At 66.5% G+C, this 14,111-nt stretch carries 3 protein-coding genes; 2 read left to right on the top strand and 1 reads right to left on the bottom strand.

Annotation, left to right across the window (positions count from 1 at the left end; translation table 11 throughout):
- Positions 1–395 precede the first annotated feature (395 nt).
- On the bottom strand, positions 396–5,198 hold the full coding sequence (locus OG522_RS06805; protein WP_329462036.1) for an RICIN domain-containing protein: 4,803 nt from the start codon (positions 5,196–5,198) through the stop codon (positions 396–398).
- A gap of 745 nt (positions 5,199–5,943) precedes the next feature.
- Between OG522_RS06805 and OG522_RS06800 the strand changes: the two genes are divergently transcribed.
- On the top strand, positions 5,944–12,750 hold the full coding sequence (locus OG522_RS06800) for a polymorphic toxin-type HINT domain-containing protein (protein ID WP_329462035.1): 6,807 nt from the start codon (positions 5,944–5,946) through the stop codon (positions 12,748–12,750).
- 4 nt (positions 12,751–12,754) lie between these two features.
- Positions 12,755–13,285 (top strand): hypothetical protein, encoded by a 531-nt coding sequence (locus OG522_RS06795; protein WP_329462034.1) that lies wholly within the window; start codon positions 12,755–12,757, stop codon positions 13,283–13,285.
- The last annotated feature ends 826 nt before the right edge of the window (positions 13,286–14,111 follow it).

Below are 14,111 nucleotides of genomic sequence, written 5' to 3'. Positions count from 1 at the left end.
GTGGCACCTGCTGCGCCGGAGCGGACGATGGGATTCCCAGCGGCGGACAGTTTGGGCTGGAGAGCGAGGGCCACGGTCCGCCGTTTGCCCTACCAGCAGGTTCGGGGTACGTCGCTTGGCCCTCTGGCGGGCCGTTGGGTTGCGACAACTCGCTGTCGTGGCCGTTCCCGCGGCGGCGGTACTGATGAAGCGTCCTGCTCCTCGCTACCATCGCGGACGCGCCGAAGATGGACGTTGACATCCCGCCGGATCACCCGGCATCCCGTTTGCTCGATCGGAGTGCCCTGGGGGAGGGGCTCGACAGACTGACGGCCGGCCGCCTTCCCCGTGGCGAGGTAGGCGGCCGGCCGTTGGTGGTGCAGGTGGTGCTGTGACGCTATGTCAGTTGGTGCTGGCTACAGGTACCAGCTCTGGTTGGGCTGGTTGGGGTCGGCGGTGTGGGTCCATTGCTGGGCGGGGGCTCCGTCGGCCTTGCTGGAGCTGTCGATTTCCAGGGCTTTGCCGCTGTTGAGGTTGGTGATGTTCCAGTTGCCTGTGTTGTCGATGGGCTGGATGGTCCACTGTTGTGCGGCGTTGTGGACGCAGGTCCATTGCTGGGCGTGGGCGCCGTTGGCCGTGTTGGCGTTGCCGATTTCCAGGCACTTGCCGCTATTGGCGTTGACGATCTCGTAAACACCCGCGGTGGCGGTGGGGTGGAACTGCCAGTTGGCGCCGGCCTGTCCGTTGCACGCCCACTGCTGGGCGGCCTCTCCATCGTCCTTGCTGGAGTTGTTGATCTCCAGGCAGGAGCGGCTGTTGGCGTTGTGGAGCAGTCCGCTGTCCGGCAGCGTGGGCGCCTTGCCGTTGTCGGGCAGCGGTGCGGGGGCGGGCAGGGCAGCGGTGCCAAGGCTGGGGGTGGTCCAGGTCTGGGAGTCGATGCCCTTGCAGTCCCACAGCTGCAGCTGCGTTTTGTTGGCGAGGGTGTTGTTGTTCCGGTCGATGCAGCGCTGGGCGTTGACATTGAGGTAGCTGCCGTCGGCACGGGCCTGCCACTGCTGGTTCGCGGTGCCCTTGCAGGTCATGAGCTGGATCAGGGTGCCGTTGGCGGTGCCGCTGTTGACGGTCTCGACGCACTTTCCCTGGACGCGCAGTGAGCCGTCGTCGCGGAGCTCGAGCTGCTGGGCGGCAGTTTGGTTGCAGGTGTAGATCTGAACCTTTGTGCCGTCGGTGCTCTGCCCGCCGTCGGTGTCGATGCAGGTGGCGGCAGAGCTGGTGACGGTGACGGGGCCGCGGGCGTCGGGGGTGGTGAGTGAGGCGGCGTACGGGTAGATCGCGAGGTTGCTGACGCCTCCGTACAGCCCTGTGCTCATGGAGTTGGGCGCGCCCTTGGCCTGGTAGCGGCCGAAGACGAGCGGGCCGGTGGGCGCGGGACTGTTGGCCTTGTTGTGATTGCCGGAGCCCACGAGTACGGCGTTGGCGTACAGGCTCATCCGGCCGGTGTCCGCGTTGTAGACGGCGGTGAGCCGGGTCCAGACATTGGGGTTGATGCGGGCCTGGGCGTTGACGGTGTCGGTGTTGTCGTACTGCCAGTTGGACGTGATTTTCGTGCGGTTGCTGAGGGCGAAGCGCCAGGTGCTGCCGTCGGGGTCCGGGTAGAGGAGGAAGTCACTCTGCTGGGCCGCAGGGTTGTCCTGGCTGACAATCACGCCGCCGGCGCCAGAGGCCTTCGCCCAGGCGCTGATGGTGAAGCTGTTGCGGGTGTCGATGACGGAGGCGCTGGTGCTGATCGTCGATTGGGGCCCGTTGAACGCGGCGTAGTCAGTGCGCCGGCCGTCGATGATGCCGGTCGGCCAGCTGATGTTGGCCGGGGTGACGGGGTAGCTGCCGGTGCTGCTGGGGACGGTGCCGTCGGCGGCCGGGCCGGTCAGGTTCCAGGCCGCTGTAGGCCTGTTGAGGTTGCCCTGCGGCGTCAGGTCCGGGGAGAGGCCAGTGACGTCCGGGTGCGGGTTTTGGGTGGTCGGCGCAGTGCCGGTGCCGTTCCACGAGACGAGCTGCTGGTTGGTGTCGACGGCCCACAGGTCCGGGATGCCGTCGCCAGTGAGGTCGCCGTCGGAGCCGATGCGCGGGTAGCGGGCAGGGTCGACGGTGCCGAGGACTGTGCCCAGGCCGGGGGCGGTGAATCCGCTCAGGTCGGGCGCGTCGGTGGTCCCCTTGACGGGGAAGGCACGGATAGTGCCGTCGGACTTGGACCGGGCCCAGAGAGTGGGCAGGTCGCTGCCCTTGGCCCGGCCCGGGGTGATCAGATCATAGTTGTCCCACTGCTGGTCGTTGCCGGAGATCAGGATGGCTGGGGAGTCCACCTGATTGATGGACCCCGGCGGTCCCAGCCACAGCCGCCCGTTTTCCACGAAGAGCAGCGCGGTTTGGTTGAGCGTGTATTGGTTGGTGCCGGGCAGTTGGCGGGCAGAGTCGCCCGCCAGGGAGCCGAACGCCGCAATCTGGGTGACCTTCGACCAGTCGCTGCTGTAGCCGTAGTCGGCGCAGGAAATGCTGGTGGAGGCGTCGGACTTGGCGCAGCTGGTGGGCTTGGCCATGATGATCTTGAATTGGGCGTCGAAGCGGCTGCTTGCCGTGTCGTTGGGGTAGAGGTAGAGATTGTTGTCGCCAGGCTGGTGGGCGATCAGGTCGTCGACAGTCTTGTAGCCCAGGCTGCCGCGGTGGGTGGTCTGGGTGTTCTTCCAGCCGTTGCCGTTGGGCGAAGCGTGGAAGCCGGCCCGGGGGTCGGTGTCGTCGGCGGTCTTGAACGGTGCGTTGGGCGCTGTGTTGGGGTCGGTCCCGCCACCGATGCGGCGCAGGTCGCCGGCGGAGTCGGGCAGCAGGACGTCCGGGACCTTGTCGCCGTTGACATCGCCGAAGACGGGCTTGACTGGGTCGTTCGGATTGACCGGTGCGTAGTAGCTGTAGACGGCGGGCTGGGACATGTTGCCCGCGTCGTCCTGGGTCTGCAGGTAGACGAAGTTGGTACCCCAGTGCGGCGGCGTGATCGTGACGTCGGCCTTGCCGCCCGAGAGTTTCACGATCCCCGCGGTGGTGTCGGTGCACTTCCATCCAGTGGCCGCGGCCTTGACCGGGTCGGTCGTCCAGCGGGCACACGCCAGGCCGGAGCTACGGCCGCCGGATACGGGTACCGGGTCGGTGCCGGTCAGGGTGAAGACACCTGGCTGGCCGGCGTACTTCGGCTGAGCGTTGAGGGTGCCGGAGGCGGGGAAGTCGGTGGAGGTGACGGTGGCGGTGGGCGGCGTGCGGTCGACCAGGAAGTAGCAGGCTCCGCTGACATCACTGGTGAGGGTGTCGTCCGTGGTCAGAGCCTGCCAGCCGTATCGGTGGCCGTCGACCAAGGCGCCGGCGCTGACGGTCGCATCGCCGCCGGAAGCCCAGCCCGTGGCGAAGTTCGTGGTGCTGTTGCCGTTGTCGTTGTCCCAGAGCTTGAACTTGGTGCTGAGAGTCGCCCCGGTGGGAGAGTTGGTGCCGATGGTCAGCATGGTGTCGGTATTGGCGCCGATCCAGCCGGCGTTGTCCCAGGAGGAGTTGCACGCGGAGTACGAGCTGGTGCTGGCGAACCCGGGTGTCGGGCCGGTCCGCGGGTTGCTGACGGTGGGCTTGATGTCGTACGTGATGACGAGGTGGGGCGCCTGCCCGGCTTTCGAGCTGAACCGCTGACGGTAGTACTTGTTGTACTCGTCGTCCGGGGCGAAGCCGAAGGTGAAGTTGGGCCAGGCATTGGCAACAGCACTTCTGATCGTGTCGCGGACGCCGTAGTCGATGTCGCCCGATCCCGACATCCACACGGTGCCAATGTTCTTGCAGCCTGCCATGACCGAGCTGGTGCCGCATGGCTGCTGGTTCCAGCTGGTCGGATTGCTGATCGTGCCCGTGTTGTACAGGCTCATCGGCGTCTTCGTGGAAGGGCTGGAAGCGGCGATGACGCTGGCCTTCAGCCGAGCCTCAATGATGTAGGCACCCTGGTTGTGGAGGAAGCCGCCGATGCCGACCTGGAAGTAGGCGCGGGTGCGCCCCTCAGGACTGCAAGGATGCTCGGTGTCCACGTAGCCGCAGTAGCCGGTGGCAGGGGTGTCCTGGCCGTACTGCGTGCCGTTGTATTCGTTCGTATCGGGGTAGGCCTCCTGGACCTGGGCCCAGGCCTGCACGCCGTTGCTGTCCGTCGACGGCGGATTCCAGCCCGGGTCGATGAACCACGGCCCTTGGCCCTGGCCGAGCACCTTGCTGTCGGGAACGAGATCTATGCCTTGGGCGGTGGTGGTGGCGGCGACCTTCGTAACCGTGGCGCTCGCACCGGGCCCATCAGTGCTGGAGGTTCCGATCACGGGCACGTCGGTGGGGCTGGCTTGTGCAGCGAGGCTGCTGAACGCCTTCTGCTGCTTAGGCTGTGCGGAAGGTGCGGCAGTGGTGGCCGAGTCCCACATGACCGGGCTGGGCGCGGTGAAGCGTGCCTTGCCGTCCGCATCGGCGGCCTTGAGGTTGCCCGCCGCATCGGCGGTCACCGTCAGGCCGTCGGCCACTACGTCGAGGTGAAGCTTCTTGACTGCCGGGTTCGCGGCGGCCTGGGCGGTACGCACGATCAGGACCTGACGCCAGCCGCCCAGTGCGGTGGCAGTCAACTCCAGGTCTACGTCGGGTAGTACGCCCTTGTAGAGAGCGCTGTCTCCGTCGAGGACCGGTTTGGGCAGGGGGAAGGGCGCCTTGAGGGCGAGCTTCTTGCCGTCCGCAGTGGTCATGGTGGCCATCGGGGCGTCACCGCCCCCTGAGAACTGGAGGCTGGAGGGCACGGCGACCGGGGTGATCGTGCCGTCCGTATTGGCATGCAGCGTGGGGTCGACGTTTTGCCAGGAACCGTCGGTCCGCCGCACACGCTGGGGAGCGGAAGAGTTGTCCGTGGTGAGGGTGCCGTCGGGGTTGGCGACCGTCTGCGAACTAGCTGTCGTCATGTAGTCCACGACGACCGGTGTGCCGCTGTTCTTCGCCTGCGCCCGTGCAGCCTGAAGTGCCTTCTCGTTCCCGGTGGGCGTCTTGACCGGGCTGGGCGCCCAACTGGCGTCAGCAGGGCCGAAGTCGTGGCCGCCGCTGTCCGCCGCCGCTGTCGGCACGGCCAGGAAGCCGAGCCCCATGGACAGTACGGCGGCTCCGGCGACGGGCCGCAACCACGATCTGAAGGTGCGTCGGCTTCGCGAGGCCCCCGGCCTCGGTATCCGCGAAAGGGAAGTTGATGGCCTCAAGGTGGAGGTCCTCGCTGTGAACTGTGAACAGACAGAGACCACGCGCACATTTCCTTCACGTCATCGTGACTGTCAAGGAAGTTCTTGAGCCGAACAACCCATTTGTCGCTTGTGTTGACGCGCGCACCCTGAGTGACATTGGTCACTTAAGGAAATTCTCAGAATTTGCTGTACGGATCGAACGTGTGCTCCATAGGGTCCGTGGGTCTGGGTCGATCACCGGCCCGGCGTTCTTCGTTTTTCTGTGTCCTGTGGGGGGATCCAGTTGTCTCGTCGGGGTGGGTTTGCCATGCGCTCGGGTGCCGGGCGATCACGGATTGCTGTGATCGCCGCGCTCTCGGTGCTGTTCGCCGGGGCTGGGCTCCCGGCCGTCGAGGCGAAGGAGGCGCCACCCAAAGTCTGGACGCCACCGAACACCCCCCTGCCGGACGCACCGCCGGTCAAGGGCAGCAGTCTCAAGCCGCAGGCCAAAAGAGCGGACACGGGAAGCAAATGGGCGCCGCCGACCGGCGCGAACACACCGTCAGGCACGGTGACCGCACCACTGGTCGATACACCTGCTGCCCGGTCGAAAACATCCACCACTCCCACCCAGGCCGGCAGCCTCCCGGTCTGGATCGCCCCCAGCCACGCCCCGAATCGAACGGGCCTCGCATCAAGTTCCACGTCCGTGGCCACGACTGATGCCAAGCTGCGCGTCGAGGTGGCGGACACGGGCAAGGCCGCAGCCACCGGCGTCTACGGCGCCCTCGTCTCGCTGAGTGACACCGGCTCCGGTTCGGCTCCTGGCAAGGTCCAGGTCGCCCTGGACATCTCTGCCTGGGCCAAGACCGCAGGTGCCAACTGGGGAGACCGGGCACGGGTCGTGCAGCTTCCTGCTTGTGCGCTGGCCACGCCGCAGGCGGCCGGTTGTAGGACGCGCACGCCGGTGGCTTCGCACCGGGATGCCTCTGGCCGGTTGACGGCCGATGTGGAGGTCCCGTTCAGCATGGCGCGTGGCACCGCCAAGTCGCCGATGGCGATGGCGGTTTCGGCACCGCAGAGTGTGGTGCTGGCTGTCGAGCCGGGGCCGTCCGGCTCAACAGGTGACTACAAGGCCTCTCCGCTGAACCCGTCAGCGTCCTGGCAGGCTGGTGCGAACGCGGGCAACTTCACCTACGGCTACACCGTCGAGGTCCCCTCCGCGATCGCCGGGCCCGCCCCGAGCATCTCGCTCGGCTACGACTCCTCCTCCGTGGACGGCAAGACCGCCTCCACCAACGCCCAGGCCAGCTGGATCGGCGACGGCTGGGACTACCACCCCGGCTCCATCTCCCGTACGTACAAGAGCTGCGACAGTGCCGGTGTGAAGGACTCGGGTGACGAGTGCTGGGGCGGTGACCTGCTCAACCTCTCGCTCGCCGGCCACGCGGGCCAGCTCGTACGCGACGACAAGTCGTGTGAGTGGCACCTGCAGGGTGAGGACGGCACCAGGGTCGAGCGACTGACCGGCCAGGTCAACGGGGCCTGGAGCGGTGAGGGCTTCAAGGTCACCACCACCGATGGCAGCCAGTTCTACTTCGGTGCCAACCACCTGCCCGGAGGCGACGGCAGCGACCCGGCCGCCAACTCCGTCTCCACCGTGCCCGTCTACTGGCCCGGTGACGCCGACAACTGCCTGGGCTCCGGCTCTCCGGCAAAGGGTTCCTGGTCGCAGATGGGCTGGCAGTGGAACCTCGACTACGTCGTTGACGCCCACCAGAACCTGATCACCTACCGCTACGCGCAGGAGGACAACTACTACGGAAAGGGCGGCGGCCAGAACAACGGCAACGGCACGCCCACCGTCTACCAGCGCGGCAGCTACCCGATGTGGGTCGGCTACGGCCAGCGCCTGCCCGACCAGATCAAGGCGAAGGGCGCGGCGAAGCCCGCCGCGCAGGTATGGTTCCGCACCAAGGAGCGCTGCGTACCCAGCGGCAGCGTCACGTGTGCTGATGACCAGCGCACCAAGGCCAACAAGACGTACTGGCCCGACAGCCCCCTCGACCAGAACTGCGGAGCCACCGGGCAGTGCCTCAATCTGTCACCGACGTTCTGGACCACCAAGCAACTCACCCGGATCGACACCGAGGTCCTCGACGGTACTGACTACCGTGGCGTCGACTCGTTCGCTCTCAACCAGTCCTTCCAGGATCCCAAGGACGGCACGTCGCCGTCCCTGTGGCTGGACTCCATCCAGCGCACCGGTACCAACGGCAAGACCCCGGTCACCCTGCCGGCGGTCACCTTCCAGCCCCTTCAGATCGCGAACCGGGTCGACGGCAACGTGGTGCGCCCGGATGGCACCGAGGCCTCGGCGCCCGACTACCGGCGTCCGCGCATCCAGACCATCACCACTGAGACCGGCGGCAAGATCAACGTGATCTACCGGCCGGCCGAGTGCTCCCGCACGAACAAGACGATGCCGTCCTCCGCGGACACCAACACGATGGCGTGCATGCCGGTCAAGTGGTACCTGCCGGGCCAGTCCTACCCCGATCCGGTCGACGACTGGTTCAACAAGACCATCGTCCAGAGCGTCACCGAACAGGACACGTTCGGCACCGCGACCACCAAGGTCACCGACTACGAGTACGGCGGCGGTATCGCCTGGCACCGCAACGACTCCGAGCTCACCGACGCCAAGACCCGCACCTGGGACCAGTTCCGCGGCTACGCCACCGTCACCACCCGCACCGGCAACGGCAACCTGACCGAGGCCCCGCGCACCAAGAGTGTCAGCACCTACCTGCGCGGCATGGACGGCGACATCATCGCCAACGGCTCCAAGCGCAGCGTCACCGTCAATGTGGCTCCACCGGGAACCACAGCCAAGGTCCAGAGCATCACCGACGACAACGTGCTGTCCGGCTTCGTCCGCCAGACCCAGACCTACGACCGTGATGGCGGCGACCTGGTCAGCAGCGAGATCACCACCCCGTGGCAGGGCGCGGTGACCGCTACCCGTGCCCAGTCCGGCGGCATGCCCGCCATCACCGCCCGGGCCATCAATACCGGCAAGGTCACCACCTACTCCAAGCTGGCCAGCGGCGACTGGCGCACCGCCGAGCGCACCTCCAGCTACGACACGACCCTCGCCGCCCGCCCGGTCCAGGTCGATGACCAGAGCGATCTGGACCATCCCGAGCAGCGCCTGTGCACCGCGTTCACTTACGCCAATGGGCCCGGTGGCGCCGTCACCGAACTGGCCTCGCACACCCTCACGCTCTCAGGCGCCTGCGACCAGACGCCGAACGCCGCCAACACTGTGGCCGACACTCACTCCTACTTCGACAACAAGCCTCTCGGCGAAGCCGGCGCGACCGCTGAGCAGACGGCAACCGATGTCCTGGAGCGTTACGACGCCGACGGCAAGCCGGTATACCGGAAGAACGCCACCGCCACCTTCGACGACTACGGCCGGGTCACCAGCACCACTGACCCGACCCGCACCGACGCCAGCCACCCCAACGGTGCGACCACCACGACCGACTACACCCCGGCCGCTGGAGCGCTCCCGAACCAGGTCGTCCACACCAACCCGCTGGGCTGGAAAGCGGCCACCACACTCGACATCGGCCGTGCCCTCCCGGTCAAGCAAACCGACGAGAACAACCACGTCGCCGAGCAGGACTACGACGCACTCGGCCGAGTCACCGCCGTGTGGCAGCCCGGTGCCAACCGCGCGGCGGGCGCAGCGGCCACGCGCAAGTTCTCGTACGCGATGAACGGCACCAACGCCCCGTCCACCGTGCTGAGTCAAGCCCTCACGGCCGACGCACCCACCTACACCTCGACCTTCACGATCTATGACGGTCTTGGCCGCATCCGCCAGACCCAGGCCACTGCCCCCTCGGGTGCGTATGGCCGCACCATCACCGATGCACTGTTCGACTCGCACGGCTGGCAGACCAAGACCAGCGCGGCCTACTACAACAACGAAGCAGCGCCGTCCGGGCAGCTGTTCCTGCCCAACGGCGGAGTCAACCCCGACAGCAAGATCCCGGCCCAGACCGTCCAGGTCTACGACGGCCTGGGGCGCGCCACCGACACCGTCTTCCAGTCCTACGGCGTCGAGCAGTGGCGCTCGAAGACCGAATACCCGGGCGCGGACGAGACCCGCTCAACCCCGCCCAAGGGCGGCTACGCGAGCGCGTCCATCACCGACGGTACTGGCCAGACGGTCGCGCTGCGCCAGTACCAGTCCAACACCCCCACCGGCGCCTACGACGAGACGACCTACGGCCACAACGCCCAGGGCAAGGAGCTGTGGCGCAAGGACTCCGCGGGCAATCAATGGACGTTCGCCTACGACCTGCTCGGCCGCATGGTGAAGTCGACCGATCCGGATGCCGGTACGTCCACGACCGCATACGACGACACGAAGAACCTCGTCACGGCAACCGATGCCCGGGGCAAGAGCGCTACCAGCGTCGTCGACCTGCTGGGCCGCACCACCGCGACCTACGAGGGCAACGCGGTCGACCCGGCCAAGCAGGTCGGCGCGACTACCTACGACACGCTGGCTCTTGGCAAACCGTCCTCCACCACACGGTTCGTCGGCGGAGCCAGCGGAGATGCGTATGTCTCGCAGGTGACGGGGTACGACGGCGGATACCGTCCGCTCGGCAGCAAGACCACCATCCCCACCTCCGAAAAGGGCCTCGCCAACACCTACGAGACCAGCAACACCTACGACGCGCTCGGTCACCTGCAGACGACCAAGTTGCCGCCGGTGGCGGGTATGGCGGCCGAAACTCTGTACTACGGAGTCGACGTCGGCGGCAACATGACGTCCCTGGACGGCAAGACTGGCCTCACCCGCACGCCGTACGTCGTCGACCTGCGCTATGACCCCTACGGGCGTGCCATCCGCACCACGGTCGGTACCACCGGCGCCCAGATCGTTTCCACCCAGGACTACGACAACTCCACCGGCCGGGTCATTCGCTCCACGCTCGACAAGCAGAACGCGCCGACCGCCAGCGTCGACGTCAGTGACTACACCTACAACCCGCTCGGCCAGGTCACCTCCGTCCGTGACGCCCAGGACGGCGTGGCTTCCGACCTGCAGTGCTTCACCCACGATTACCTCGGCCGCCTCACTCAGGCCTGGACCGACACCGGTAGCCAGACCACCGCTCTGCAACCGAGCGTCCGCGGTGTCGGTACCTGCACGAACACCGACGGTCCAGCGGTCGACGGCGCGGGCAAGCCGAGCGTTGGCGGCCCCGCCCCGTACTGGCAGAAGTACAGCTACGACAAGCTCGGCAACCGCACGCAGTTGGTGAAGAAGGATGTCACTGGTGACGCGTCCAAGGACGTGACGGTCAACCAGACCTTCGGCACCGGCCTCAACACTCCTTCCTCCGACCCGAAGACAGGTGGCGGCACCGGCGGCCCGCACGCCTTGATGTCGTCGACCGAGACCGGTCCGTCCGGTACGCAGGTGACCTCTTATACCTACGACGCGACCGGCAACACCGCGTCGATCACCAGCACTCCGGGCACCAAGACCTTGACCTGGAACGGCCAGGGCAAGCTCGATAAGATCACCGGCACCGGTGAAAGCGCGGGCACCAGCTACCTGTACGACACGGGCGGCAACCAACTCATCCGCCGCGACCCGGGCAAGACCACCCTCAACCTCGGCCCCGACCAGCTGACTCTGGACACCGCCACCGGCAAGGTCACCGATGTCCGCACCTACGCGGCCCCAGGCGGCCTCTCCATCACTCGCACGATCGCCGACGGCAAGTCGGCCCTCGCCTACCAGGCCTCCGACCCGCACGGCACCAACGGTGTCCAGTTCAATGCTTACGATCTGTCCCAGGTCCGCCGCCCCACCGACCCGTTCGGCAACGAACGCGGCACACAGCCGGCGGATGGCGCCTGGGCGGGCGACAAGGGCTTCGTCGGCGGCACCAAGGAGAAGGCCACCGGCCTCACCCTCCTCGGGGCGCGCGAATACGACCCGAAGACGGCACGCTTCATCAGCCCCGACCCCATCCTCGACGGCTCGGATCCGCAGCAGTGGAACGCGTACGCCTACGCCGACAACAGCCCGGTCAACCGCACCGACGCCAACGGCCTTCGCATGGGCTGCGACAGCGCTGTCGAATGCGATGAGGTCAACCAGTACTACGCGGACAAGAACAAGGCGTCGACACCGGATGCGGCGGTGACCACTGCCGAGACCGCCCTGGACCAGGCCACCACCACCGTCACTCGGGCCAAAGAGAAGCGCGACGACATCAAGCACCAGGTCATCGACATGATCGGGGACCTGATCGGCTACAACGACGCCCGCGACTGCTTCACCAAGGGCGACGTCATGGCCTGCATCAACACAGCTCTCGGCTCCGTGCCCTGGGGCAAGATCTTCAAAGCCATCAAGATCGGCATCAAGGCCTTCAAGATCTACAAGGAAATAGACAAAGCCTACGACGCCATCCGTGAGGGCGAACGCATCGCTGCCAGAGCAGCCGAAGCGGTAACCCGCGCCAAGAGGGCAGCTGAAGAGGCGAAGGCCGCCGAGAAGGCGGCAGCCAAGGCGGCGGAAGAGAAGGCAGCCAAGGAGACAGCCAGCGACGCGGCAAGTACGGAGTCAAAGTCCGCGAAGGCTGCGGACGACGCGGAAACCAAGGGCGCTGGCAAGGAGAGCGAATCCGCTCCCACCAAATGCAACAGCTTCCCCACCGGCACCCGGGTGCTGATGGCAGACGGCACGACCAAGGCGCTGGAAGATCTCCACTCTGGCGACAAGGTGATGGCCACCGACCCGCAAACCGGCGAAACTCGACCTGAAGCCATCACGGCCACCATCACCACCCCCGAGGACAAGGACTTCACCGACCTCACCCTCACTAACGACGCGAACCCCCGCGGCCCGCCCGCGAAGATCACCTCCACCCACCACCACCCCTACTGGAGCGAAACCCGCCACCAGTGGATCGACGCCGGCGAACTCCAGGTTGGCGAACGCCTCCGCCAGCCCGACGGAACCTCCCTCACGGTCGCAGCAGTCCGCAACTACCAGTACGCCGTCACCACCCACAACCTGACCGTCAACCAACTCCACACGTACTATGTGCTGGCCGGGTCCACGCCGGTCCTCGTGCACAACTGCCCCGAGACGGGCGCAGACGCCGCACCTGCGAAGCGTTCGCGTGGGCAGGACCTGCCGAAGGACGAAAGTGCGACCGGAGATCACACGGTGTTCGAACGTGACGCCAGTGGAAAAGTGACGCGCTACCAGACGTACAAGGTGAACGAGCGGGCCCCGGGCGGTTGGGTGCAGGGTCCCCGCTTCAGGGGAACCGGAGGAATTCACTACAACATGAGCCCTCCGCTCTGGTACCCCAAGGGCAAGGGCAAGGCGTTCGAGGGATTCGAGGTCCCAGAGGAAATTCCGCTCGGCTACGAGCTCGAAATGGCCAAGCAGGCAGGACGGTAGTCACATGCTGATCAATTACCTTCGTCGATTCTTTCCGGATGTCGAGACAGATGACCCAGTCTCGTATCTGAGCGAGGCGGGCGACACGGTCAACGCCCTCATGTACTCGTTCCTGTACTGGCCCCGCCTCGCCGAGATCCATGGCGCGGTTTTCCTCGGCCTGAGCGGGAATGACGAGGAGGAGATCCGGGAGAGGCTGTCCGCCACTACCGGCTGTGCGATCCCCGACAGGGAGGAAATCCCCTGGGTGGAGGTGGTTGACAGTTTCAACCTGTTCGAGCTGGGCCATCTGTTCAGCGCGGTGCCCGTGCACAGTGAGGATTTCGACTCACTGCACCGCGAACTCGGGTCTATTCTCGTCAAGTCCTGGCATGCGCGACTTATCGACGCATTCCCGGAGCGGCAATTCTCTGTCCGACTCGTGGAAGCCGACGAGTCGATGATGGAGATGAGAATCGAAGTGAAGCAAGTGTCCCCGACCCTTGCGACTCCGGGTGGCTGGGACGGCCGTCTCCGCAGGGTTGTGGTCGACTAGCCGCACCCTTGGCCGCAGAATGCCTGAGGGCCCCGCACTCCATGCGGGGCCCTCAGTGTCAGGCCCGTGCTGAAATAGATCCGAGATTGACCGTCTGCTATCTCAACTCCAAGTGCGACGCGGGCCGGCGAGCTGGACGCCTGGACCTCCTTCGACGACATCGGTAGGTCGTTCGACGGCAAGGTCCTGACGGCCGAGGAGTACCGTTCGACAGAGGATCTGTACGTCCGGGCCCTGGAGTTGCTCTCGCACGCGGTCGGCGCCGGCTCGTTCGAGCTGCGGAACGTCATCCTCAATGAGCCGGCACCGAGCTGGGCGGGCGACGTGCACGAAGGTCGCACGGTCGACCTGGGGACCGCTCTGCGGCTGGTCCGGAGTGCTCCGGGAAAGTCGGATCTCGTGCGTCCTGGAGCGCGGAGCAGCCCAGCGGGTGGGGGTCGAGACCGACTTCCACCTGTCGGCGGAGATCCAGCCAGAGGCCGTCGAAGGCCCTCGACGCCGTCGAGCGGCTGGGGCTGCACGTGGGGTGGATCGCCCGAGGCGGAGGAGTACGAGGACCCTTCACAGGTCGTCTCACGCCCCGCTGTCGCCGGTTTCTGGCAGGAGGTCACCCTCGCTGCCCGGGCCGACGGGCCCCCGGTCCTCGATCGTTTGACGTCACCTGTTGACGTCACCGGCTGGGGAGCAAGATCCCACTTCTCGGTGGGTCGTCGCCGTCGCCACGGGTAGCCGACCCCGTGTCCGGGTAGCGGAGCGCGTTGCCTAGGAGGTCGATAGCGTCGCGTTGGATGCGGAGTCGGACGTGTTGGCGTACACCGTGGCGGTA

This window comes from Streptomyces sp. NBC_01431 (assembly GCF_036231355.1).
Classification (GTDB): Bacteria; Actinomycetota; Actinomycetes; order Streptomycetales; family Streptomycetaceae; genus Streptomyces.
Note: the sequence above shows the minus strand (reverse complement) of the source record. Positions and strands in the feature narration are given on the sequence as shown.

Excerpts from the sequence above, each read along its gene's own strand:
- OG522_RS06795 (WP_329462034.1), top strand. The coding sequence starts at position 12,755 with ATGCTGATCAATTACCTTCGTCGATTCTTTCCGGATGTCGAGACAGAT.